The sequence below is a fragment of the Streptomyces sp. W16 genome, from assembly GCF_033194735.1.
Taxonomy (GTDB): Bacteria; Actinomycetota; Actinomycetes; order Streptomycetales; family Streptomycetaceae; genus Streptomyces.
The window spans coordinates 1-21,465 of record NZ_JAWOAI010000060.1 but is presented as its reverse complement, the minus strand read 5'-3'; the positions used below and the strand labels follow the sequence as shown (position 1 = coordinate 21,465).

Sequence of the window (21,465 nt, the reverse complement as noted above, 5' to 3'; positions counted from 1 at the left end):
GACCTATCCGCCTCGCTAATGTGTATACTCGCGACCATGAGAGCCGACGCAGCGCGCAATCTCGAACTTGTCCTGAGCACCGGGGCCCGGATGCTCGCCGACGATGCCTCGGCGAGCATCGCCGCCATCGCGGCGGAGGCGGGCGTGGACCGACGCACCGTGTATCGGCGCTTCGCCTCCCGCGAAGAACTCCTGGCCGCCGTCTACCAGGCCAGGTACGACGCGGTCGAGCAGGCCGTTGACGCCGCCAGGCTCGATCAGGCCCCGGTCGCGGTGGCACTGCACCGCTACGTCGAGGGGATCATCGCGGCCAACCGGAAATGGCCGGTGGAAACCAGCCGTCTGCACGCCGAGGAGACGATCCGCGCGCGCCGCCAAAGCCTGATCGACCGGGTCGACGCCTTCCTGCGGCGTGCGACCGACGAGGGACTGTTGCGCTCCGACCTGCCGCCCGGCTGGGTGGCCGCGCTCCTTCCGCCGCTGATGCGGCACGCCGCCGAGGACCTGCCCGACCTCAGTCCCGCACAGGCCGCCGATGTGGTGGTCGACACGCTGATGCGCGGGGTCGGTGCCCCCCTGCCCGCGCCGAGTCGGGTCACCGTGATGGGCACTCAAGACCCTGTGGCTGCGGAGAATCAGCTTCCTGGCCGGCCGCATCGCACCCAGGACCACTCGTGAGCACCGGCGTCGGTCCCGGCGAGGGCGACTCCGCCGGGCCGGTGATGGACGCCTCGTGGCGCCGCCCGGCGATGACCGCCGAGTCCCACCGGGTGACCTCCTTCGAGATCTTCTTCGACCTGGTCTTCGTCTTCGCGATCACGCGGGTCGTCTCGTTCATGGCCCGGTCGCTCACGGCCGCCACCCTGGTCCAGGGCCTGATCCTGCTGTTGCTGCTGTGGTGGTCCTGGGCGGCCTACGTCTGGCTGGGCAACCGGGTGCGCACCGACCAAGGCGTGGTCCGGGCCGGGATGCTGGTGGTCATGGCCGCGCTGTTCATCGCCGCCCTGGTGATGCCGGACGCGTGGAGCCGGCGCACCGGGACGGTGGACGCGCCGCTGATCCTGGCCGCGGCCTTCATCGTCGTACGACTGGTCTACTTCGGCCTGTATCTGACCGCCGCCGCCGAAGACAGCGGGCTGCGCGTCCAACTGCTGGCCGACGCGATCCCGCAGACCCTCTCGCTGGCCCCCCTGATCGCCGGGGCCGTGCTCGCGGGCACGTGGCAGACCGCTTTGTGGTCCGTCGCGTTCGCCATCGACTTCGGCGGGGGCTGGATCGCCTCCCGGGTGGGCGGGTGGCGGGTGCGCAGCCCCGGCCACTTCGCCGAACGCCACCGCATGGTCCTGATCATCGTGTTGGGCGAATCCCTGATCTCCGCCGGAGCGGGCGCCGGGGACTCGGTGACCCGCACCATGGTGCTCGTCGCCGCGGCACTCGGCTTCGCGGCCGTCGTCTGCCTGTGGCGGCTCTACTTCGAGCACCTCGCCCCCGCCGCCGAGGACATGCTGGAGCACGCATCCCCGGCACGCCGAGCCCGGATCGCCCGCGACGCCTACACCATGGTCCACTTTCTGCTGATCGCCGGCGTCCTCTACCTGGCGCTCGGCGCCCGAGAAGTACTCACGGCCGTCACCGACAGCAGCCCATCGAACCTCGGCGCACCGCTGACCTGGCCCGCGTCAACCGCCCTGTGCGCAGGAACCGCCGTATACCTGGCAGGTCGCGCGGCCTTCACCAGGCTGACCGTCCGACAGGTGCCGCCCGCGCAACTGGCTGCCGCCGCGGCGCTACTGATCCTGCTCCCCGTAGCCCGATACCTGCCCGCGCTGGCAACACTCACTGTCGTCAGCGCGACGCTCATCGCACTGACCGCATTCGAGGGACGGACAGTGGCCCACGAGCCGGACGACAACCGTGAGAACTCTGACACCCCCGATCCGACAGACGCAGTATCCACGTCCAGTTCAGAAAGGCCCGGGGCCGGCTGGGGATGGAAGCAAGGGTTGGAGAAGGGGCGAACACGCTGGTCAGCACCCCCTTCTGCGTGAGCGATGCGTGAGCGGATGAGGTGGCAGAGGCCATCACTGCGTGGACTGAGCGCGGAGCGGCACCTGTCCTGACCTGGTGGTTCCGGACACCGAGTCAGCGTCCGGAACCACCCAGCAAGATCCTGCCTGGACTTGTAATGCGTAGGTCGTCGGTTCGAATCCGACCGAGGGCTCCGTAACGAAACCTCAGGTCAGGACTCTGACCTGGGGTTTCTTGTTTTGGCTGCCAGTGGGTGTTTCGGTTCGTGCGGGCGGTTTCATGCTGCCGGGCCCGGGGGCAGGTTCTCCGGTTTCGTGAGTGTGTTGAGTGTGTCGCGCAGGGCGGCCGACCCGGGAGGATGCCCGTCGTGTTCTGGTCAGCGACGTACGGGCAGCCGTCCCCGAACACGCCGAGCGGATCTTCGCCGACCTAGCTTGGCCCGCGCTCGCCAGCGTCATAGCCGACGCCGAAGCCCGTGGCCACCAACCCCGCCAACCCCGCCAACTCATCAGGGAGGCCGCTGCACAGCGAGAGTTGACCACCGCCCGCCGACCCGCCCGCGTGCTCATCACCCACATTCAACACACCGGTCGGAACGCAGCGCCCAACCGCCGAGCTGAAGCTGCCCGCCGACGCTCGACCATCGCGGTCTCGGTGCCGGCCGGGCAGAGCCATGACTCTCAGCCCCCAGGGCCGGCGACGCCTGCTTGGCAGCAGCACCGGCAACGCCGGTAGGCACTGAGGCCCCATGCGACCTGTCGTCAACGCGTCGGCCAGATGGCGCCGAGGATCACTTGTACCTGGTTGATCAGGCGTGACGGGTCGAACTTGTCGGGGTCGGTGAGTGCGGTGCGGCCGAAGTGTTCCGCGCAGGCGACGAGGGCGTGGGCGAGGATCTGCGGGTCGAGTTGTGGGTTGCTCCGGTCGGCCAGGAGGAGGGAGATCCATTGTTCGACCCGGAGCCGGAATCGTTCTCTGTCCGCCTCGATGCGGTCGCGGACGACCGTGGGCATGTTGCCCGCAGGCAGCAGGATCAGCCGCCAGGTGTCCGGGTCCTCTCGGAGCATCGCGGACATCCGGCGGACTGCTTCGGCGGCGAAGCCGGCGGGGTCACGCGGGTCCCCGGTGTCGGGAATCGTCTCCAGCAGTCGCGCGAAGGCGCGTGTCTGCTGCCGGTCGAGGAGGGCGGTCAGCAGGGCGTCGAGGTTCTCGAAGGCGCCGTAGACCACTGCCCGGGCGACCTGGGCTCGCTTCGCGATGGCGTCGATGGAGACCCGCTCGTAGCCGTCGCTCACGATCACGGCGAGGGCCGCGTCGAGCAGTTGCTCGCGGCGTTGTGCGATCGGGACGCGCGGAGCGTAGGGACGCCGCTTGCGTGGCGGGTCTTGCGAAGACGTGGACGCTGACACCTTGGCAGTTTACGACAGGCGTGTCTTAATTTACGACAGCAGTGTCGTAATCGAGGAGCGGCGTACGCCGCCCACGCGCAGGGAGCGGCTCAATGGCGAGGCTTAAGCGCAGCGAGGTCGAACCGCACGAGGATTACGGCTTCTTCGGCCCGGGCTCGGTGGTGTGGAAGGTCTGGAGCTATCCGACAGCGCCGACCGTAGGTTTCCAGCGATCCGTGGTGGTGGAGGAGCTCGACCCGCCTCTGGTGGCCGCCGTCGATGCGACCCAGGGCATCTACCAGCGCTCCCGCACGCGCTACGACCGGACTCTGCGTTACTTCGCGATGGTCGCCTTCGCCGGTTCGCGGGAGGTGTGCAAGGCCGCGGACGTCCTGGTCAAGGTCCATTCCAAGGCGATCGGCCAACTGCCGTACGGCGGCGGGACCTACGATGCCAACGACCCCGCCTCACAGTTGTGGATCCAGCTCACCGGCTGGCACTCGATCCTCTACGCGTACGAGAAGTACGGGCCAGGGAAGCTGACCCCGGCGGAGGAGAAGGAGTACTGGGAGGCGTGCGCGGTCGCTGCCGAACTGCAGACGTGCTCCCCTGACGACATCCCGCGTGACCGTGACGGCGTCCGGGCGTACTTCGAACGGATGCGCCCCCAGCTGTCCGCCAGCCCGATCGCCCGCCAGGCCATGAACCACCTGCTCAAGACCGAGCTCGTACTGCCGCCGGTGCCAGGCTGGGCGAAGCCGGCGAGCATGGCCGTCGCGAAGGCGCAGCGGATCGCCACGATTGCCACCATGCCGCACTGGATGCGGGAGATGGCAGGGATCCGGCAGCCACGCCTCCTCGACATCCTCATCGTGCCCGTCATTAAGGCGGCCTTCTCGCTCGCCCACCTCAACCCCAGGGTTGAACTGCGCCTGCTGGGAAGGATCTCCCCCTCCACGGTCGCGGTGATCGCGCCGATCAAGCTAGGCGTTCCTCCCCGCAACGAAGAGGTACTGACCCCCGCGGAAGCCCGCTCCCGCCACGGCTACGCCAAGCCTGCGGAAGCACATCTCGAACTTCGGGCCAGGCAAGCCGCACGTGTCTTCGGCGACGGTGAGGCCCCCAGCGAACAGGGTCTTATCGAGTCCCAGCAGATCCTGGGGCCGCTCTCATAGCCAGGCCCTTGTGGCCACGAGCCCTTCCTGCGATCTGTCTCCGCTACGCGGCTTCGGCTGGAGCGTCTGTGGCACCGGCCTGTGCGGTGGGCAACTGCGCTGCCCACGCCAGGATTTCGACCAGGTGCTCGCCCAGGAGCCCGATGTGGGGGTCAGGCTGAACAAGGGTGGTCGCCTGGCCCCGGGCGCCGCGCTCCGCCGCCCATTCGTGGTCGAGGTTGGTGAAGTCGTCGTCGATCCAGATGGCTGGGGCGTCGCCGAGCCAGGTGTCGATGTGGTCGCGTTTCCACAGGTACCCGTTGGGGTGGCTGGTGGTGATCTGAGGGTGCGGGAGGTCGACGTACGGCAGGGGCGGGAGTCCGAGGAGTGGGCCGATCAGGGTGGTGGCGTCGTGGCGCCAACTGGTGCACCAGACGGGGGCCACGACCTCGGCCAGGAGGGCGCTGCCCAGCGTTACTACCAGGTCGGCTATCAGCTCGCCTGGGAAGCCGACCCGCACGGTCACGCCGCCTGGATGATGCGGGCTCTCGCCCACCAGGCACTCAGCCTCAAGCAGCCCCACCACTGCGTCGACCTCGTCGAAGGCGCGCTCACTCGCGGCCTGGGCCACGTCGACGGCCAGACCGAAGCGCTCCTCCACATCACCCACGCCCGTGCCTTCGCGGCCGTCGGTGAGAGGTCCGCAGCGGCCCGTGCCCTGCTCGCCGCCGAAGACGCCCTCCTGCGTGACGACGTTCCTCAGCCGAGTTACTCCCGCGTCAGTGGCCCCGCCGCCGGCACCGTCGCCAGCCACACCGCCCGCACCCTCACCGACCTCGCCCACCACATCGGCACCGAGCAACAGCACCGAGACGCCCTGATCCGCTGGGACCCCGAGAAATACAAGCGCGTCCACGCCCTTACCTACGCCGACCTCGGCGACAGCCTTGCCGCCCAGGCCCGTGCCGATGAGGCTGTTGCCGCTTGGGCGCAGGCACTGATTCTCATGGAGGGCATGACCTCCGACCGCACCCGCAAGGCCATCACCTCGCTCCGCTCCACCCTCTCCATCTACCAGCGCCGCAAAGTGCCCGGAGCCTCCGAACTCGCCCGCCGTGCACGCGAATCACTGGCCCAAGCTGCCCACCAACCGGCCGACGAAGGGACACCAGCCGTGGCTCAGCGGACAACCGACGACCAGCCCCAAGCCCTACCGCCCGCCCTCGAATCCATGACCCTGCTCGTCGCCGCCGTCATCGTCCACGACAAGGCCACCAACCGCGTCGTCCTTCTCCAACGGAGCCAGAACGCCAAGTTCGCCCAGGGGATGTGGGATCTTCCCGTTGGCAAGAGCGAACCCGGCGAGCCCGTCACCGAAACTGCCGTACGCGAGCTGTACGAGGAGACTGGCCTGACAGTGAAGCCGGACTCCCTGAAGGTCGCCCACATCATCCACAGCGCTTTCGGCGTCGAAGCCCCCAACGGTTTCCTCACCGTCGTCTTCGCCGCCAACGAATGGACCGGCGAACCCGAGAACCGGGAACCGCGCAAGCACGCCCAGGTCTGCTGGGTCGACGTGGACGCCATCCCCGAGGAGTTCGTGGACACCACTGCCAGCGCCCTGCACCGCTACCTCGCCGGAGGTCCGGAAGTCTCCCTCGACGGCTGGCAATAGAAACACCGAAGCTTCTCCCAGGAGCGGTATGGCGCCGTGGGAATGGGTGGGGCTGCGGTCGTGCGACCGGTCCAGCAGACTCGGCTGCTCTGCCTGTCCCCACGTGATCGGTACGGTGGCACCCGGACGACGAGAGGGGCGGCGCTGCCGTGGGTGAGGAAGCTGAGATCAGGACGGCCAAGGAGGCCGCCGACCACGAACTCATCCTGGCGTTCGGGCGACTGCAGGGGGCGGCGAACCGGCTGGAGTACATCCTCGGCCGGGCGCTGGAGGTGGAGTGCGGCATCAGTCATCTGGTCTTCGAGGTGCTGCTGATCCTCGGGCGTGCGGGCGAGCCGGGGCTTTCGATGCGGGCCATCGCCCAGGAGCAGGTTCTGACCACGGGCGGTGCCACCCGGCTGGTGGATCGCATGCAGGCGGCGGGTTTCGTGACGCGCGCGGATTCCCCCGACGACCGGCGCGGAAAGCTGGTGCGGCTGACGCCGCTGGGCGAGGAGACGGTCGTACGCGCGTCCCGGGTTCACCTGGAGAACATCAAGCGGTACCTCGTGGACCCGCTGCCCGAGGCGGATCGGAAGCGGTTCGCGGAGGATCTCCGCATTCTCAGCCACACGGCCCGGGACCTGTTGCCCCGGCTGCCCTGACCTGCGGACCAGCGGCCACGCTGGTGCAATGACGTGGTCAGCCACACCCATGTGCCCCACCTCACACGAACCTTGAAATATCTGACGCGTCAGTTACTGTTCTGTCAGGTGAATCGCTCGCAACCCGCGGGCGCACATCCCTGCCGAGGTCTTCGATGAAGCTCGTCTACGTCTTCGACGCCTACTGCGGCTGGTCGCACGGGTTCTCCGGAACACTGAGCGAGGTCGCCGCCCGGCACCCCGAACTGCCGGTCGAGGTCGTCTCCGGCGGCCTGTTCACCGGATCGCGGCAGGTGCCCATCCGCCAGTTCGGCTACGTCCAGGGCGCGAACGCCAAGATCGCCGAGCTGACCGGCGCCGAGTTCGGCGCAGCCTACGAGCGGCTGATCGCCGACGGCTCGTTCGTGATGGACTCCGAGGCCGCCGCCTGCGGCGTCGCCGCCCTGCGCCAGGCCGCCCCCGACCGCGCGGCGGAGCTGGCCGCGGCCCTGCAGGCCGCCTTCTATGTCGACGGACGCAGCCTGTCCGAGGTGGCCACCTACCGGAAGGTCGCCCAGGCCGCCGGGCTCGACGCGGATGCCGTCGTTACCGCCTTCGAAGCACCCGGCGCACAGACCGCGGCCCACGCCGACTTCCGCCGCGCGGTCCAGCTCGGCGTTACCGGGTTCCCCACGCTGCTGGCCGTCGACGGCGACTCCGTCACCCCGCTGGCCTACGGCCAAGCCACCGCCGACGAGGTCGACGCACGCTTCGCCGCCCACTGACCTTCCCCTGCCCCCACCCCATCCCTTGCGTAAAGGAGCCCCCGCATGAGCACCCTCTCCTTCAAGGTCCTCGACCTCGACTTCCCGGCCGGCAGCAAGAACAAGACCGCCACCCTCGTCACCGGCGAGCACGAGGCCCTCCTGGTCGACGCCGCCTTCACCCGCGCCGACGGCCACCGCCTCGCCGCCGAGATCCTCGACTCCGGCAAGAAGCTGACCACCGTCTTCGTCAGCCACGCCGACCCCGACTTCTACTTCGGCGCCGAGGTGATCGCCGACGCCTTCCCCGACGCGGCCTTCGTGGCCACCCCGCTCGTCATCGAGCACATCCAGCAGTCCTACGAGGGCAAGCTCAAGGCATGGGCCGCCCTCGGCCCGAACCTGCCCACCCGGCTGGTCGACCTGACCCCGCTGACCGGTGACCTCACCCTGGAGGGTCACCGCTTCGAGCTCAAGGGCGGCCCGGACGCGCTGCCCGACCGCCACTACCTGTGGCAGGCCGAGCAGCGTGCCCTGCTCGGCGGTGTCCTGCTGTTCCAGCAGGAACACGTCTGGGTCGCCGACACCCCCACCCCCGGCGACCGTGCCGCGTGGATCGGCCTGCTGGATGAAATGGCCGCGCTGCAGCCGGAGTTGGTCGTGCCGGGCCACCGTCTGCCCGGTACGGCGGGGGACGCGTCCGCGATCACCGCGACCCGCGAGTACCTGCTCGCTTTCGAGGAGGAGCTCGGCCAGGCGGCCGACGGCGCCGCGCTGACCGAGGCGCTAGTCAAGCGCTACCCCGACAACGGCATGCTGATCGCCGCCCAGATCGGCGCGAAGGTCGCCAAGGGCGAGATGAAGTGGGGCTGACCATGGCCGAGTTCACGACCTCCACCGCCCCCGCCGATGTCGTGCGCCGCCAGTACCTCGCCTCTGCGGCAGGTGACCTGGAGGCGCTTCGGGCCACCCTCGCTCCTGACGTGGAGTGGACGGAGATGGCCGGCTTCCCCCTCGCCGGCACGTACCGGACCCCCGATGGCGTTACCGCGGGCGTGATGGAGAAGCTCGGCCAGGACTGGGACGGCTGGACCGCCCATGACGACACCTACGTCGTCGACGGTGAGAACGTCGTCGTCCTCGCCCGCTACACCGCGACCAACAAGGCCACCGGGAAGCCGATCGCCGTCCGCGTCGCCCACCACTTCGTCGTACGCGGCGGACACATCGTGCGCTTCGAGCAGTTCGTCGACACCGCGCTCGTCCGCGACGCCATGGCCGTCTGACGCACGCCCCAGCACCCAGGGAGCAGGGGAAACTCGTGTCCGCTGCCGACAACAAGGCGCTCGTCATCGCGTTTTACGAGCAGGCGCTCAACGACTACCAGCCGGAGCAGGCCGCCGCCGCGCATCTCGGCGACCGAGGCATGGCCATCGATCCACCCTTGCATCCGCGAATACTTGGCTAGCCACACGATTGCTGCTACGTTAATCATGTGGCTAGCCACACTTTCTCTGTAACCTCCCCCACCGAACTGAGGAAACCCCATGTCCCACGAGAACTCTCAAGTGAAGCCTCCGATCAATCAACGCGTGCTGACCCTCGGCATCACCCCTGATGCGCTTTCGCCGGACGATTTCCCGCCGGGGGTTACGACGCTCGAAGAACTGGTCGCCATGAGAAAGCGCAACTGGGCTGCGCTGAGGGCCACAGGCATCGACGGCGAGGAGGGCTATGTCAGCCTTGACCCCGACGAGGCTGAGGCCGAGCTGCGCCGACTGTTCGACGGGCGCTCGTTCGGGGTGGTGCTCATCGGCGGCGGCATCAAGAATGTCCCGGAGTACACCGTCCTGTTCGAACGGATCGTCAACGTGCTCATCGACCTCCAGCCCGACATCCGGTTGAGCTTCAGCTCGCATCCGACGAACGTGCCCGAGGCGCTGCAACGCTGGCTCAAGAAGTCCTGACAAAGCCGTCTCACGGAGCTGGGCGTTGGACGCGGCGTGAGTGATGAGGCAGGCGGCGAAGCCGAGGAAGGCTTCGTGGATGTCGTCGCGTCGTTCCCAGCGGATCCGCAGCCGGCGCAAGCCGTGCAGCCAGGCGATCGTCCGACTCCCCGCGCAGTGAGCGGCCCCAGTCGCAAGCTCCCAGAGCCGGCAAGCTCGTCACCACCGTCAGTGCTTACCCGACTTATCCGCTCGACCAGCAGGCCAGCGTCGCCGGGCACGTGCGGGGCAAGCTCGTCCTGACCGTCGACTGAGCACGCCCGCCCACCGCCTCCCCAGGCGGCGGAGTGGCCGACTGCACCGACTACCCCACCCACACCGGCTGAGGAAGCGAAACATGCCCACCCCCGAACCCCGCATCCCCACGACGGCCGACGCAGGACCGATGAGCTACGCGATCTTCCAACTTGCCCGCTCCCACCGCGCCTACGCCGCCGCCCTGCTGCGCGAGATGGACCTGCATCTCGGACAGGAACTTGTGCTGATGCACCTCTTCGACCGGGACGGCCAGTCCCAGTCCGAGCTGCTCGAATGCCTCGGCGTGGACCACTCGACCATCTCCAAGGCGCTGCGCCGCATGCAGGACGCCGGCCTGCTCATCCGCGAGCCGGCCGTACATGACCGGCGCGTCATGGTGGTCCACCTCACCGACAAGGGCCGGGCGATGCGCGAGCCCATCACGGCCCTGTGGCAGACCCTGGAGGAGACCACCGCCCGGAATCTGTCGGAGCAGCAGGCGGAGTCCTTCGTCGAGATCGCCAACGCCATCACCGAGGCGATCAGCAACCGCGCGCTGCCCGAGGAAGAGTCCACCTGACTCCCCGGCGTACACCCCATGCCCGCCTACGCGCACCACACGTGAAAAAGAGGCACGCGGACTGGGGTGCACACCGTCCCGCATGCGACGCGACCACCTCCAGTCAGGCCATATCGCCCACCCCGTACCGGCTGTTCCGGACGCGGCACGCGGCACGCGGCGGCGAGGCGCGCTACGGATGCGCCACCACGGCCCGCCTCCCTTAGCCCCGCCCGGCAAGCAGGCCCCTATGCCTGCAGCCACGGCCCACCAGCCTGATGGAAAGTGAGACTCCCATGCCTGCCACCGACTCAACCGCCCTCCCTGTCCTCGTCGTCGGGGCGACCGGCTCCCTGGGGAGCAAGGTCGTCGACGAACTCCTGGCACGCGGCAAGACCGTCCGCGCCCTGGTGAGGCCGACTACCGACGCCGGCCGGCTCGAAAGCCGGGGCGTTCAGATCGCCCGCGGCGACATGCTCGACCTCGACTCGCTCGTCGCCGCCATGAACGGCGCCGACGCCGTCATCACCACCGCCGCCGGCTACACCCGCGGCGGCAAGAACGCCAACGACATCGACACCATCGGCAACGCCAACCTCGCCGAGGCCGCCCACCGCACCGGCATCCGGCGGTTCGTCCTGACCAGCATCCTCACCAGCGACCAGACACCCCAAGTCCCGCACTTCTGGCACAAGAAGCTCGCCGAGGACAAGCTCGAACAGCTCGGCGTCCCGTTCGTCGCCCTGCGCCCGGGGGCGTTCCTCGACCAGGTCGCGACCATGGCGGGCAACCCGCTCGACAAGGGCCGCCTGATCTGGATGTCCAAGGCCACCGTCCCGCTGACCTTCGTACGCACCTCCGATCTCGCGGCCTACCTGGCAGCCGCGGTCGACGCCGACGCCAAGGCCGGTGAGCGCATCGACATCGGCTGGGACCGTCCGGTCAGCATGCGCGAGGTGGCCGACCTGATGGGCCACCGGGCCGGAAGGAAGATCAAGGTGTGGGCCGTCCCCTCCGTCGTCGTCCGCGCCGCGGGAGCCGTCGTCGGCCGCTTCAACCCGGTGGTCAAGGACATGGCCGCGATGTTCGGCTGGTTCGACGCCGGACGCTACGTCGCCGACTCCCGCCGCCAGGAGCAGCTGTTCGGCCCCGTCCCCACGGCCGAGGACATCCTCGCCCGGTTCACCGACGAGCTGCGCACCGCACAGCACAGGTGACAGGCCCGCGTCCCGCCCCTTGCCGTCCGGCGGCCTGACCAGGACGCCTCGGGCCCGTCCCTCTTGGACCCGAGAACGGAGACACTCATGAACGGATCGACCCTGCAGACGTTCGCCGCCGAGTGCGCGCAGGAACTTCCCGCAGCCCAGCTGGAGCATCCCTTCGGCCCGGACTGGGAGGTCTTCAAGGTACGCGGCAAGGTGTTCATGCTGATGACCGAGGTCCCCGGACGCCCCGTCGTGATCCTCAAGGCGGACCCTGACGAGGCCCAGGCTCTCCGGGAACACAACAGCCACATCACCCCCGGCTACCACATGAACAAGAGGCACTGGATCACGCTGGAGGGCGGGACAGGCGTCGACAACGAGCTTGTCAAGGAACTCGTCACCGACTCCTATCTGCTCGTCGTCTCCCACCTGCCCAAGGCCGAGCAGCCCGTCGACCCGCACACCTACGGCACCAGCACTCGGGCGGGCCGGTGAGCGCGGCCGGTTACCGCCTCCAGGACGAGATCAACTCCTTCCTCGGACACTTCACTTCCGACGAGGACCGACAGAGGTTCTCCTCCGCCAACGCGGCAGCGCTCTTTGGCCTCGAACTCTGATCAGGGCGAAACAGTGAGTCTTTGAGTCTTTCCGATCTACGGTCGGTCGTCGGTGCGGGGCCGGCGGGTTTCGGCTCGTCTGCGAACTCGGCCGTGGTGCGCTGGGGCGGTGGGTGAGCGCAAGGCGTACAAGACCGACCTGACCGCCGTAGTCGCCCCCCCGCCGGGACCGCGATCGGCGCGGCCGGACTGGTCATGTTCGCCGCTGTCTCTGCCGTCGGCATCAACACCCTGCTGATCGTCGCCGTGTCCATCGGCGTCGGCATGCTCCCCGTCGCGGCCCTGACGATCTACCACGCCTTCCCGACCTGGTTGCAGCTCATCTGCGGCAGCGCCGTCACCAGTGCGGCCCTCGTCGCGTTCCTGCTGAATCTGCTCTTCAACCACATGCCCGGCCGCAGGAAGATCGAGCCGGAGCCGGGATCGGTGAAGGAGAATGCTCAACTCTCCTGGGGCCCCTTTGGTCTGTGTGGGGCGTCCGGGCGGGCTGGGCGGGCTGGGCCGGCCGCTCGGGGCAGACAGCCTTCGGCACCCGCGGAGCGTGCTCCGTGGGTGCCGGAGTGCCGACAGGAGATCGTCACCTGGATGAGCAGGCGGCGGCCGACCGGATCGGCAGGCATCCCTGCCGGCGTTGGTGCTCGCGGCGGCCGGCTGTGGCGCTACCGCGGGTAGTGACTGGCCTCTGTTCCCAGGACGTTCAGCAGAGCGAGGGCTTCGGCGCCGGGGGATCCCGGCGGCGCGCTGAAGAGCACGAGGTACTGGTCGCGGTCGGTGAGGGTGAGGGTGTCGCAGTCGACGGTGACCTCGCCGACGGCCGGGTGGCGGAAGGTCTTGGTGAGCGTCGGGGCGGCCTGTACGTCGTGTCGTTCCCAGAGCCGGGCGAAGTCGGGGCTGGTATGGCGGAGTTCGTCGACGAGGCCGGTCACCGCGGGGTCGGTGGGGTAGCGGGCGAGGGTGGCGTGGAGCTGCATCACGACGCCCAGCCGGAAGTCGGCGGCGTCGGAGATCCCGTAGAGCGTCGCATCGGCGGGCCGCGGCCCGGGGAAGGCCCGGCGCGCGAGGTTGCGGTCCTTGGGGGCGAGCGGGGCGAAGTCCTCCATGAGCGCGGCGGCGAGGTCGTTCCAGGCGAGGACCTCGCACGCGGCGGACATCACGAAGCCGGCCGTCTGCGGCAGCCGCTGAAGGAGCGCGAGGATGCTGGGGCGGACGTCGCGCCGGTGCAGTCCGGTGCGGTTCGGCGCGGTGCCCGCGAGGACGTGGAGGTGGTCGGACTCCGCGTCGGTGAGCCGCAGCGCTCCCGCGATCGCGGCCAGGACGTCGGCCGAGGGGCGTGGCGCCCTGCCCTGCTCAAGCCGGATGTAGTACTCCGTGGAGATGTGCGCCAGGACCGCCACTTCCTCGCGGCGAAGCCCTGGTGTGCGGCGTCGCGGGCCGGAGGGGAGGGCGACGTCCTGCGGGCGGAGCCGCTCGCGGCGGCTGCGGAGGAACGCCCCGAGTTCCTGTTTGTCCATACACCCAGTGTGTGCGCCGCCCGGCGGCGGACCCTGGTACAGCCTGTGCCTGTATCCGGCCGGCAGCCGGCCGGACGCTGTTGCCATGACGAACGACACGAACGGCACGAACAACAACGACACGAACGGCACGAACAACACGGACACCACCGACAGCGCACCCATCGGCCTGCTCGCCGGCAAGGTCATCTTCATCACCGGCGCCAGCCGCGGCATCGGGGCGGCCGCGGCCCGGCTCTTCGCCTCCGAGGGCGCCGCCGTCGTGCTCGCCGCCCGCAGCACCGACGCCCTGGACCGCATCGTGAAGGAGCTGCGCGCCGACGGCCACGTCGCCGACGCCGTCACCCTGGACCTCGCCGACCCCGCGAGCATCCGTGCCGCCGTCGACCGCGTCGAGGAACTGCACGGACGGCTCGACGGCGCCTTCAACAACGGCGCGATCGTCCAGCAGCAGCCCGGCCCGCTCGACACCACGAGCGACGCGGACATCGACGGGCAGTTCGCGGTGAACTTCCGCTCGCACTGGACCGCCATGAACGCCGAGGCCGCACTCATGCGGCACAACGGTGGCGGGGCGATCGTCAACACCTCCAGCATCGGCAGCCGCCGCGCGGTACCGCCCCTGCCCGCGTACGGCGCCATGAAGCGCGCGCTCAACAGCCTCACGGAGACCGCTGCGGTGACCTGGGCCCCGGAGGGCATCCGGGTGAACGGCATCACTCCCGGCGGCACGGCCACGGAGATGATGGAGGAGTGGGAGGCCGCGACTCCCGGCATCATCGAGGCCAGTACCGCGGCGACACCGCTCGGCCGCATGGCCGAGCCCCGCGAGGTCGCCGAGGCGGCTGCGTGGCTGCTCAGCGACCGCGCCTCGTACGTGACCGGCGCGATCGTCCCGGTCGACGGCGGCGCCGGCGCCTGAAAAGGAGCGCCCGGGCTCCGGGCCGCTCCTTCACGCTGCCGGGCCCGGGGGTAGGTTCTCCGGTTTCGTGAGCGTGGTGAGTGCGTCGCGCAGGGCGGCGCGGGCGGTGATGCCGAGTTTCGGGAACACGTTGTAGAGGTGTCCGCTGACCGTGCGGGCGGACAGGTGGAGCCGTTCGCCGATCGCCTTGTTCGTCAGGCCCGAGGCCGCGAGCGTGGCTATCTGCAGCTCCTGGGGAGTGAGTCGGGTGTCCGTCGAGCCGGTCTGGCGTCGGGATACGCCGGTCGCGCCCAGTTCGGTTCGGGCGCGCTCCGCCCATGGTGCGGCGCGTAGCCGGTCGAAGATCGTCAGTGCGGCGTTGATGTGGATGCGTGATTCGACGGTGGCCCGTTCCCGGCGCAGGTGTTCGCCGTAGGCCAGCAGGACGCGTCCGCGTTCGAAGGGCCACAGGTTTTCGGGCGCCGCTGCGAGGGCCCGCTCGAAGTGGGCGTTCGCCGCCTCTCCCTCGGACACCAGCGCCTGTGCCGCCGCCACGAGCAGTGCCCAGCGGGAGGAGATCTTCGTGATGTCCATCCGCAGCATCGCTTCGACGAACCCGCGGGCCTGTTCGGTGCGGCCGGTTCGGACGGCTGCCTCTACGAGGTCGTAGGCGACGAAGAGTTGGAGTTGTTGGGCGGTGCCTGGTTCCAGTCCGTGTGGGCTGATCTTGGTCGCCTCCGCGTACGCCGTCTCGAAGTCGCCGCGGCCGATCGCCGCGAGGGTTCGTACGCGGTACACGTGCTGCGGCACGATGAGGGCCTGGCGCGGGATCGACCAGGACAGCATTGCCTCCAGGGGTTCCTCCGCCTCGTCCTGCTGCCCCAGCGCGGCTGCGGCGAGAGCCTTGCTGTAGTGGAGGAACCAGACGAAGTTGACGTATCCGTAGGACTCGGCGCGTTCCAGTCCCTCCTCCGCGAAGCGCTGGGTGTCGTCCCATCGGCCGGCGAGGTAGCTCTCCGCGCACAGCAGCATGAGCGCGTTGGTGACGGAGGCGACGGCCCCCGTGCGGGCGGCGTCCTGCCAGACGCGGAGGAGAGGTTCTCGCAGGTCGGCGAGGCGGTCGACGTCGTTGGCGACATAGCCGACGCGGATGATCTGGCCGGGGTCGAGCTCGGTCGTCAGGGCCGCGATCTCCTGGTCCAGGGTGCGCAGTGCCTCGGGGGAGACGAGGGCCGGATTGGACACGACCTCGGAGCGGACGAGCAGGCCTTCTGGCAGCAAGTCGCGGTACCTGTCGACCAGTTCGAGGTAGGGGTCCCACATCTCCTTGCGCCCGTTGAGCGAGGCGATCACCGAGAGGACCCAGATCGCGGCGTTGATCTCCTCCGCGGTCGGCTCCGTTCCGGGGGCCCGCAGAGCGGTGGTGAGCACCCGGAAGGCCGAGACGACGTCCGCGTCGGAATACAGCATGAGCGAGGCCGCGGCCGAGGCGGTCGCCAGCGAGCCGACGTCGGCGTCCAGGCGGCGCGCGTCGGTGAGCAGCTGCGAGACCGACTGGAGGTCTCCCATCACCTCGGCCGCGAAGTACGCGGCCCCGGCCAGGCGCTGCGACCGGTGTTCGGCATCCGGGCTCAGGTCGGCCGACCGTGTCATCGCCGCCACCGCCGCGGACGGGTCTCCGCGTTTGAGCGCCCGGATCGACTCGTGCTGAAGGAGGGTGGCCACCTCCTCGTCGGGGCCGAAGGACGCGTCCGCGAGGTGCCAGGCGCGGCGTCCCGGATCGGCGCGCCGGCAGCCGGCGAGTGCCCGGTGGGCCCTGCGCCGTTGTTCGGGCCGGGCCAGTTCTACGACGGCGGAGCGCACCAGCGGATGGCGGAACACGACGGAGTTGCGGCTGTCGACGACGATGATGCGCTCACGTTCGGCGATCTCCAGCTGGGTGGCGGCATCGGGTCCCACCACGCTCTCGGCGGACAGCGCCTGGCCCGAACCGTCCAGGGCGAGCAGCAGGAGCAGGTCCAGGGTCTCCGGCGCGAGCGTGGCGATCCGGGCGGTGAACATCCGGGTGAGCCGCTCGGTCAGCGGCAGCACGGTGGGAATCGTGTCCGCCGTGGGATACCGGTCCGAGGCCAGCGTCGCCGGCAGTTCGACAAGGGCGAGCGGGTTCCCCTGGGCCTCGGCGACGATGCGCCGGCGCACGTGCTCGGCCAGCTCCGGACAGCGGGCGAGCAGGAGGGCTTCGGACTCCGAGTCGTCCAGGGAACGCATGGTGAGGCTGTTGACGTCGCCGCGAACGCGCAGGGGCTCTCCGGTCGTGCGGACCGTCGAGAGCATGCGCACCCGGGTTCCGGCGACCCGCCGGGCCACGAAGGACAGGACGTCGGCGCTGGCGTCGTCGAGCCACTGGACGTCGTCGATGACGGCGACCAGCGGCTGTTCCCGGGCGGCGAGCAGGAGCAGTGACAGGGCCGCGGTCGAGATGAGGATGCGCGAGGGGGTCGCGCCCTCGCCGAAGCCCAGTGCCACCCGCAGGGCGCTCTCGTGGTCCGGGTCGAGTTCCGCGAACAGCGGGACCAGCGGCATCAGCAGCTGGTTGAGGCCGGCGAACGCGATGTTGGCCTCGAACTGGGCGCCGGCGGCCCGCAGCGTCCTCATGCCCCTGGCGCGGGCGAGATCGGCGGCGGCGTCGAGCAGGGCGGACTTTCCCACACCGGGATCACCGAACAGGGTCAGCGAGCCGCCGAGCCGGGCGGTGTCGTCGATCACTGCCCTGATCAGGTCCAGTTCGCTGGACCGGCCGGTCAGGCCGGTCGCGACGCCCTCGCCTTCGGTGCCCAGGTGCTCTGCGCTCATGAGGAGGCGCCTCTTTCCCCTGTCCGTCTCGACTCTATTCGACGCCGCACCGCACCGCGTCGTCCTGTTCTCTAGGGGGCGGTGGTCCTGGCGGCGTCCTCGACGAGGTGGGTGACGGTGCCGGGGTGGGAGATCAGCGCGACGTGGGAGCTGTTGATCTCGACGGTGTGCGAGCGGGCGCGCCGGGCCTCGAACCGCTCCAGCGGTGCGCCCAGTGCCCCGTCCTGCCTGGCGACCAGGGCCCAGGAGGGGATGGTGCGCCAGGCCGAGGCCGTGGCCGAGGAGATGGACGCGGCGGCGGCGACGGGGCGCTGTTCGGCGCCCATCACGACGGTCTGGGAAGCGGGCAGGCCGACCGCGTTCACGCCGCCCCAGGTCCCGAACGGCTGACGGGTGCTCAGCGCGAACGCGGCGCACCTGTCGAGGACCGGGCAGGCCCGGCTGACCTCAAGGAGGGGTCGGGCGGGCGGGAGCCGGCAGTTGCCGGGCTCCCGCCCGCGTGACGATCAGGCGGCTAGGCGGCCAGGAAGTCGACGAGCGCCGCGTTGACCTGGTCCGCGTGGGTCCACAGCAGTCCGTGAGGGGCGTCGTCGATCTCGACGTACTGCGCGTCGGGCACCGCCTTGGTGAACTGCCGTCCGGTGGCGTCGATCGGCAGGATCCGGTCGGCGGTTCCCTGGAGGATGAGCGCCGGCACGTCGATCTTCGCGATGTCGGCGCGCATGTCGGTGTGCCAGCTGGGCACCACGGCCGAGGACGCGAAGGGGGACATGCGCGTGGCGGTGACCCAACTGCCGCGCACCGCCTCCTCGCTGATGCGGGTGCCCAGGTTCACGTCGAGGTTGTAGAAGTCGTTGAAGAAGCTGGTGAACCAGGCGTACCGGTCCTTCTCCGCGGCCGAGATGATCCCGTCGAACACGCCGGCGGGAAGGCCGGTGGGGTTGTCGGGGGTCTGCAGCAGGAACGGTTCGATGGGTGCCAGGAACGCGACCTTGCGCAGGTTGTCGGTGCCGTGGGTGCCGATGTAGCGGCCGATCTCGCCGGTGCCCATCGAGAAGCCGACCAGGGCGACGTCCTTGAGCCGCAGGACGTCGAGCAGTACGTCGAGGTCGTTGGCGAAGGTGTCGAAGTCGTAGCCGGTGGTGGGCTGGCTGGACTGGCCGAAGCCCCGACGGTCGTAGGTGATGACGCGGTGTCCGGCCTTGAGGAGCGCGGGGATCTGCAGCTCCCAGGACTTGCCGTCGAGCGGGTAGCCGTGGATCAGTACGACGGGGGAGCCCTCGCCGTGGTCCTCGTAGTACAGGTCGACGTCGGTGGTGTTTTCCTTGGCGACGGTGATGTAGGGCATGGCTTCGCTTCCTGAGTGGGTGGGGAAAGGGGAGGGGAGGGGGAGGGGTGCCGGTTCAGTGGCGGCGCAGGGCCTGGACCGCGAAGACGGCGACCTCGTGGTCCTGCGCGGGTGATCCGCCGCCGGCCCCCAGCGCCCCTACGACGACCCCGTGGGCGTCGGTGATCGGGACGCCGCCGGCGACGAAGGCCAGCGGGAGCGTGGTGGCGGTCTGGATCGAGGACAGCGGGGCGCCGGACTGCACCGCGGGGGCCAGGTCCGCGGTCGCGGCGCCGAAGTACACGGCGGTGCGGGCCTTGGCCCCGGAGATGTCGATGGAGGCGAGCGCCGCGCCGTCCATCCGGGTCACCAGTACGGTGTTGCCGCCGCCGTCGAGGACCGTGAAGGTGTACGGCACCCCGAGCTCAGTGGCCTTGTGGACGCCTGCGGCGGTGGCCGTGGCCGCGTCGTCCAGGGTGAGGATGACGGGCGAGATCTGCGTGAGGGGCATGGCCGCTCCTCTTCAGGTCGGGTCCTCTTCGGGTCGGGTCCTCTTCAGGTCGTGCCAGGTGGTGTCACTTCTCCTGGTAGGGGGCGGCCTTGGCGAGGTCGGGGCGGGTGACGGGGTGGCCGTCGATGGTCTGGTAGGTGGCGGCGGAACGGCCGAGGGTGTCGAGAAGGGTGGCGGGGCCGGCGAAGGGCTTGCCGCCGATGTGCCAGCCGTCTGTGTGCAGTTCCTCGATGAGGACCCAGACGATCTCGCGGAAGGCCTCGGATCCCTCGAACTTGACCATGACCTCGGTGAGGGCGGCGGCCATGTCGTGCTTCTCCTGGGTGGTGAACACTCCGTCGACGAGCTTGACGTTGACGAACGGCATGGGGTGCTCCTTGGGTCGGGATGCGTTGTCCCTGCCGAGCGGCGGGAACAACTGAAGCGTCGCCCCGGGGGCATCCGCACCGCACCAGTCATCCGACCTGACTCCGCGGGGTCTCTGCGTGGCGCCGCCCGCACCTCGGCGCCGTGCGGCCCGCGTCAGCACCACCGCGACGGGTGTGCCGTGCGCCTGTGACGCGCGTACCGGGCCGGTGCCCGTATCCGCCCAGGTGGGCCGGGGTCGGTGAAACCCAGGTCGGATGACTCATGCCCGGCCGTGGGGCGGCGACGACCCTGGGTAGGGACGGCGCAGCCGCCGAATCCCTCCACCTATGAGACGAGAAACCCCATGTCCGAGAAAACCAACAAGCAGCTGGTCGCGGAGGCGTTCGACGCCTGGGCCGCCGGCACCGGCGGGGTGTTCGACCTGCTGGCCGAGGACGCCGACTGGACCATCGTCGGCAACAGCGTCGCTTCCGGGACCTACCCCACCCGTGAGGCGTTCATCAGCACGGTCATCGCCCCGTTCAACGCCCGGATGAGCAGCCCGCTGGTGCCGTCCGTGCGGGCGCTGTACGCCGACGGGGACACCGTGGTCGCCCTGTTCGACGCGAGCGCCACGGTGCGGGACGGCTCGCGCTACGACAACACCTACGCCTGGTTCCTGACGATGCGTGAGCAACGGATCGTCAGCGCGGTCGCGTTCTTCGACAGCGTCGAGTTCAACGACTTCTGGGCCCGGGTCCAGCCCGCCTGACCCCTGACCCCTGCCACCGCACCCCCTTGACCGCCCCGTCCGAAGATCGGAAGTGCACGCCATGTTCATCGTGATCCTGAACTACACCGCGCCGCTCGAAGAGATCGACCGCCACCTGGAAGCCCACAACGCCTGGCTGGAGGAGAACTACGCGGCCGGCCACTTCCTCGCCTCGGGCCGCCAGGACCCCAGGACCGGGGGCCTCGTCCTGGCCCGGGCGGCCGACCGCGAGGCATTGGACCGGATCCTGGCCCTGGACCCGTTCGGCATCGGCAAGGTGGCCACGCACACGGTCATCGACTGGCGCCCCTCACGCGCGAGCGCCGAGGCCCAGTGGATGCTGCAGTCGTGATCCCCGTGGCGGCGACGTGCGCGGGATCTGCCGGGCTCGGCACCCCGCACTTGCCGCCGGGAGGAGAGTGATCGTCCCCCACCTCCGACTCCACCGCCCCTCAAGACGGCGACCACCACCCGCACCCACCGAAAGACAGTGACCATGCGCGCAGCCGTGCTCAGACAATTCGCCACCCCGCTGGAACTCGCCGACATCGCCACTCCGGTGCCCGGCGCCGGCCAGGTCCTGGTCAGGATCGCCGCCAGTGGCGTGAACCCCCTGGACACCAAGATCCGTGCAGGTCTGGCCGCGCACGCCCGCGCCGTCCTGCCCGCGGTGCTGGGCCTGGACCTGGCCGGCACGGTCGAGGAGGTCGGGCCGCAGGTGACCGGCTTCGCCGTCGGCGACGAGGTGTACGGGCTGAGCGGTGGTGTCGGTGACCTTCAGGGATCACTGGCTCAGTACGCCGCCGCCGACGCACGCCTGCTCGCCCACAAGCCCGCCGCTCTGACCATGCGGCAGGCCGCGGCGCTGCCGCTGTCGGTCGTCACCGCATGGGAGGGGCTGGTGGACCGGGCCCGGGTCGGCGCCGGGCACAAGGTCCTGGTGCACGGCGGAGCGGGCGGCATCGGCCATGTCGCGGTGCAGATCG

26 protein-coding genes and 5 pseudogenes are annotated in these 21,465 nt (G+C 69.8%); 21 read left to right on the top strand and 10 right to left on the bottom strand.

Going from position 1 to position 21,465, the window contains the following annotated elements; all coding sequences use genetic code 11:
• The first annotated feature begins 90 nt into the window (after nt 1-90).
• From R6V09_RS11065 to R6V09_RS11055, 3 genes and pseudogenes are all read left to right on the top strand, one after another.
• Nucleotides 91-678 (top strand): TetR/AcrR family transcriptional regulator, encoded by a 588-nt coding sequence (locus R6V09_RS11065; RefSeq protein WP_317881199.1) that lies wholly within the window; start codon nt 91-93, stop codon nt 676-678.
• Nucleotides 675-2,048, top strand: a complete 1,374-nt coding sequence (locus R6V09_RS11060) for a low temperature requirement protein A (protein ID WP_317881192.1) — start codon at nt 675-677, stop codon at nt 2,046-2,048. Before R6V09_RS11065 ends, R6V09_RS11060 begins: the two co-directional genes overlap by 4 nt.
• A gap of 322 nt (nt 2,049-2,370) precedes the next feature.
• A pseudogene (locus tag R6V09_RS11055) lies at nt 2,371-2,763 on the top strand (mobilization protein); the annotation flags it as partial.
• 26 nt (nt 2,764-2,789) lie between these two features.
• Here the strand turns inward: R6V09_RS11055 and R6V09_RS11050 are convergent.
• Nucleotides 2,790-3,437, bottom strand: coding sequence for a TetR/AcrR family transcriptional regulator (locus R6V09_RS11050; RefSeq protein WP_317881191.1), 648 nt, complete (start codon nt 3,435-3,437; stop codon nt 2,790-2,792).
• A gap of 92 nt (nt 3,438-3,529) precedes the next feature.
• Between R6V09_RS11050 and R6V09_RS11045 the strand changes: the two genes are divergently transcribed.
• Complete coding sequence (locus R6V09_RS11045; RefSeq protein ID WP_317881190.1) at nt 3,530-4,591, top strand: oxygenase MpaB family protein; 1,062 nt, start codon at nt 3,530-3,532, stop codon at nt 4,589-4,591.
• Nucleotides 4,592-4,634: 43 nt separating this feature from the next.
• Here the strand turns inward: R6V09_RS11045 and R6V09_RS11040 are convergent.
• Nucleotides 4,635-5,015: pseudogene (locus tag R6V09_RS11040) on the bottom strand (hypothetical protein); the annotation flags it as partial.
• Between R6V09_RS11040 and R6V09_RS11035 the strand changes: the two are divergent.
• The 8 genes and pseudogenes from R6V09_RS11035 to R6V09_RS11000 form a co-directional block, all read left to right on the top strand.
• Nucleotides 5,013-5,705: pseudogene (locus R6V09_RS11035) on the top strand (tetratricopeptide repeat protein); the annotation flags it as partial. The pseudogenes R6V09_RS11040 and R6V09_RS11035 sit on opposite strands and share 3 nt — an antisense overlap.
• 39 nt (nt 5,706-5,744) lie before the next feature.
• Complete coding sequence (locus R6V09_RS11030; protein WP_317881198.1) at nt 5,745-6,245, top strand: NUDIX domain-containing protein; 501 nt, start codon at nt 5,745-5,747, stop codon at nt 6,243-6,245.
• 149 nt (nt 6,246-6,394) lie between these two features.
• On the top strand, nt 6,395-6,889 hold the full coding sequence (locus tag R6V09_RS11025) for a MarR family winged helix-turn-helix transcriptional regulator (RefSeq protein WP_317881189.1): 495 nt from the start codon (nt 6,395-6,397) through the stop codon (nt 6,887-6,889).
• Nucleotides 6,890-7,044: 155 nt separating this feature from the next.
• Entirely contained in the window at nt 7,045-7,653 is a 609-nt protein-coding gene (locus R6V09_RS11020) for a DsbA family protein (RefSeq protein ID WP_317881188.1), read from the top strand.
• Between the two features lie 45 nt (nt 7,654-7,698).
• A complete protein-coding gene (locus tag R6V09_RS11015) occupies nt 7,699-8,505 on the top strand; it encodes an MBL fold metallo-hydrolase (RefSeq protein WP_317881187.1) in 807 nt (268 codons plus the stop codon).
• Between the two features lie 2 nt (nt 8,506-8,507).
• Nucleotides 8,508-8,918: a nuclear transport factor 2 family protein gene (locus tag R6V09_RS11010; RefSeq protein WP_317881186.1), complete on the top strand. Its 411-nt coding sequence runs from the start codon at nt 8,508-8,510 to the stop codon at nt 8,916-8,918.
• A 35-nt stretch (nt 8,919-8,953) separates the two neighbouring features.
• Complete coding sequence (locus R6V09_RS11005) at nt 8,954-9,100, top strand: hypothetical protein (protein ID WP_317881185.1); 147 nt, start codon at nt 8,954-8,956, stop codon at nt 9,098-9,100.
• Nucleotides 9,101-9,179: 79 nt separating this feature from the next.
• A complete protein-coding gene (locus R6V09_RS11000) occupies nt 9,180-9,599 on the top strand; it encodes a hypothetical protein (protein WP_266563131.1) in 420 nt (139 codons plus the stop codon).
• 42 nt (nt 9,600-9,641) lie between these two features.
• Here R6V09_RS11000 and R6V09_RS10995 read toward each other — a convergent pair.
• Nucleotides 9,642-9,743 (bottom strand): annotated as a pseudogene (locus R6V09_RS10995) (IS5/IS1182 family transposase); the annotation flags it as partial.
• Between the two features lie 232 nt (nt 9,744-9,975).
• On the opposite strand from R6V09_RS10995, the gene R6V09_RS10990 reads away from it, so the two are divergent.
• The 5 genes from R6V09_RS10990 (at nt 9,976) to R6V09_RS10970 (ending at nt 12,928) form a co-directional block, all read left to right on the top strand.
• Nucleotides 9,976-10,455, top strand: coding sequence for a MarR family winged helix-turn-helix transcriptional regulator (locus R6V09_RS10990; RefSeq protein WP_317881184.1), 480 nt, complete (start codon nt 9,976-9,978; stop codon nt 10,453-10,455).
• 275 nt (nt 10,456-10,730) lie between these two features.
• Nucleotides 10,731-11,651, top strand: coding sequence for an SDR family oxidoreductase (locus R6V09_RS10985; protein WP_317881183.1), 921 nt, complete (start codon nt 10,731-10,733; stop codon nt 11,649-11,651).
• 87 nt (nt 11,652-11,738) lie between these two features.
• Nucleotides 11,739-12,134: an MmcQ/YjbR family DNA-binding protein gene (locus R6V09_RS10980; RefSeq protein WP_317881182.1), complete on the top strand. Its 396-nt coding sequence runs from the start codon at nt 11,739-11,741 to the stop codon at nt 12,132-12,134.
• Nucleotides 12,131-12,256, top strand: coding sequence for a hypothetical protein (locus R6V09_RS10975; protein ID WP_317881181.1), 126 nt, complete (start codon nt 12,131-12,133; stop codon nt 12,254-12,256). Before R6V09_RS10980 ends, R6V09_RS10975 begins: the two co-directional genes overlap by 4 nt.
• Before the next feature lie 195 nt (nt 12,257-12,451).
• Nucleotides 12,452-12,928 carry a hypothetical protein gene (locus tag R6V09_RS10970; RefSeq protein WP_317881180.1) on the top strand — a complete coding sequence of 159 codons (477 nt, stop codon included), beginning with the start codon at nt 12,452-12,454 and terminating at the stop codon, nt 12,926-12,928.
• Here the strand turns inward: R6V09_RS10970 and R6V09_RS10965 are convergent.
• Complete coding sequence (locus tag R6V09_RS10965; protein ID WP_317881179.1) at nt 12,916-13,767, bottom strand: helix-turn-helix transcriptional regulator; 852 nt, start codon at nt 13,765-13,767, stop codon at nt 12,916-12,918. The genes R6V09_RS10970 and R6V09_RS10965 overlap by 13 nt on opposite strands.
• An 85-nt stretch (nt 13,768-13,852) precedes the next feature.
• Here R6V09_RS10965 and R6V09_RS10960 point away from each other — a divergent pair, with 85 nt between their 5' ends.
• Nucleotides 13,853-14,689 carry an SDR family NAD(P)-dependent oxidoreductase gene (locus R6V09_RS10960; RefSeq protein ID WP_317881178.1) on the top strand — a complete coding sequence of 279 codons (837 nt, stop codon included), beginning with the start codon at nt 13,853-13,855 and terminating at the stop codon, nt 14,687-14,689.
• Between the two features lie 30 nt (nt 14,690-14,719).
• Here the strand turns inward: R6V09_RS10960 and R6V09_RS10955 are convergent, their stop codons facing one another.
• The 6 genes and pseudogenes from R6V09_RS10955 to R6V09_RS10935 all read right to left on the bottom strand — a co-directional run bounded on the left by R6V09_RS10955 (nt 14,720) and on the right by R6V09_RS10935 (nt 19,726).
• On the bottom strand, nt 14,720-17,521 hold the full coding sequence (locus R6V09_RS10955; protein WP_317881177.1) for an ATP-binding protein: 2,802 nt from the start codon (nt 17,519-17,521) through the stop codon (nt 14,720-14,722).
• Between the two features lie 71 nt (nt 17,522-17,592).
• On the bottom strand, nt 17,593-17,886 hold the full coding sequence (locus R6V09_RS10950) for a hypothetical protein (RefSeq protein WP_317881176.1): 294 nt from the start codon (nt 17,884-17,886) through the stop codon (nt 17,593-17,595).
• A 6-nt stretch (nt 17,887-17,892) separates the two neighbouring features.
• Nucleotides 17,893-17,955, bottom strand: a pseudogene (locus tag R6V09_RS54590) (WhiB family transcriptional regulator); the annotation flags it as partial.
• 80 nt (nt 17,956-18,035) lie between these two features.
• Complete coding sequence (locus R6V09_RS10945) at nt 18,036-18,869, bottom strand: alpha/beta fold hydrolase (RefSeq protein WP_317881175.1); 834 nt, start codon at nt 18,867-18,869, stop codon at nt 18,036-18,038.
• A gap of 55 nt (nt 18,870-18,924) precedes the next feature.
• Complete coding sequence (locus R6V09_RS10940) at nt 18,925-19,359, bottom strand: GlcG/HbpS family heme-binding protein (protein ID WP_317881174.1); 435 nt, start codon at nt 19,357-19,359, stop codon at nt 18,925-18,927.
• 64 nt (nt 19,360-19,423) lie between these two features.
• On the bottom strand, nt 19,424-19,726 hold the full coding sequence (locus tag R6V09_RS10935) for a tautomerase family protein (RefSeq protein ID WP_019064730.1): 303 nt from the start codon (nt 19,724-19,726) through the stop codon (nt 19,424-19,426).
• Nucleotides 19,727-20,071: 345 nt separating this feature from the next.
• Here R6V09_RS10935 and R6V09_RS10930 point away from each other — a divergent pair, with 345 nt between their 5' ends.
• The 3 genes from R6V09_RS10930 to R6V09_RS10920 all read left to right on the top strand — a co-directional run.
• Complete coding sequence (locus R6V09_RS10930; RefSeq protein ID WP_317881173.1) at nt 20,072-20,479, top strand: nuclear transport factor 2 family protein; 408 nt, start codon at nt 20,072-20,074, stop codon at nt 20,477-20,479.
• A 61-nt stretch (nt 20,480-20,540) separates the two neighbouring features.
• Nucleotides 20,541-20,831 carry a YciI family protein gene (locus R6V09_RS10925; protein ID WP_317881172.1) on the top strand — a complete coding sequence of 97 codons (291 nt, stop codon included), beginning with the start codon at nt 20,541-20,543 and terminating at the stop codon, nt 20,829-20,831.
• 144 nt (nt 20,832-20,975) lie between these two features.
• Nucleotides 20,976-21,465 (top strand): alcohol dehydrogenase catalytic domain-containing protein (locus R6V09_RS10920; protein ID WP_317881171.1); only part of this gene is annotated, 490 nt, incomplete at its 3' end.

Bases quoted from the DNA above. Each gene is read 5' to 3' on its own strand.
- R6V09_RS10940 (WP_317881174.1), bottom strand. From the start codon at position 19,359: ATGCCCCTCACGCAGATCTCGCCCGTCATCCTCACCCTGGACGACGCG.
- R6V09_RS10980 (WP_317881182.1), top strand. From the start codon at position 11,739: ATGAACGGATCGACCCTGCAGACGTTCGCCGCCGAGTGCGCGCAGGAA.
- R6V09_RS10985 (WP_317881183.1), top strand. From the start codon at position 10,731: ATGCCTGCCACCGACTCAACCGCCCTCCCTGTCCTCGTCGTCGGGGCG.
- R6V09_RS10925 (WP_317881172.1), top strand. From the start codon at position 20,541: ATGTTCATCGTGATCCTGAACTACACCGCGCCGCTCGAAGAGATCGAC.
- R6V09_RS11010 (WP_317881186.1), top strand. From the start codon at position 8,508: ATGGCCGAGTTCACGACCTCCACCGCCCCCGCCGATGTCGTGCGCCGC.
- R6V09_RS10970 (WP_317881180.1), top strand. From the start codon at position 12,452: ATGTTCGCCGCTGTCTCTGCCGTCGGCATCAACACCCTGCTGATCGTC.
- R6V09_RS10955 (WP_317881177.1), bottom strand. From the start codon at position 17,521: ATGAGCGCAGAGCACCTGGGCACCGAAGGCGAGGGCGTCGCGACCGGC.
- R6V09_RS10990 (WP_317881184.1), top strand. From the start codon at position 9,976: ATGCCCACCCCCGAACCCCGCATCCCCACGACGGCCGACGCAGGACCG.
- R6V09_RS10965 (WP_317881179.1), bottom strand. From the start codon at position 13,767: ATGGACAAACAGGAACTCGGGGCGTTCCTCCGCAGCCGCCGCGAGCGG.
- R6V09_RS11000 (WP_266563131.1), top strand. From the start codon at position 9,180: ATGTCCCACGAGAACTCTCAAGTGAAGCCTCCGATCAATCAACGCGTG.
- R6V09_RS10930 (WP_317881173.1), top strand. From the start codon at position 20,072: ATGTCCGAGAAAACCAACAAGCAGCTGGTCGCGGAGGCGTTCGACGCC.
- R6V09_RS10960 (WP_317881178.1), top strand. From the start codon at position 13,853: ATGACGAACGACACGAACGGCACGAACAACAACGACACGAACGGCACG.
- R6V09_RS10945 (WP_317881175.1), bottom strand. From the start codon at position 18,869: ATGCCCTACATCACCGTCGCCAAGGAAAACACCACCGACGTCGACCTG.
- R6V09_RS11065 (WP_317881199.1), top strand. From the start codon at position 91: ATGCTCGCCGACGATGCCTCGGCGAGCATCGCCGCCATCGCGGCGGAG.
- R6V09_RS11045 (WP_317881190.1), top strand. From the start codon at position 3,530: ATGGCGAGGCTTAAGCGCAGCGAGGTCGAACCGCACGAGGATTACGGC.
- R6V09_RS10935 (WP_019064730.1), bottom strand. From the start codon at position 19,726: ATGCCGTTCGTCAACGTCAAGCTCGTCGACGGAGTGTTCACCACCCAG.
- R6V09_RS11015 (WP_317881187.1), top strand. From the start codon at position 7,699: ATGAGCACCCTCTCCTTCAAGGTCCTCGACCTCGACTTCCCGGCCGGC.
- R6V09_RS11020 (WP_317881188.1), top strand. From the start codon at position 7,045: ATGAAGCTCGTCTACGTCTTCGACGCCTACTGCGGCTGGTCGCACGGG.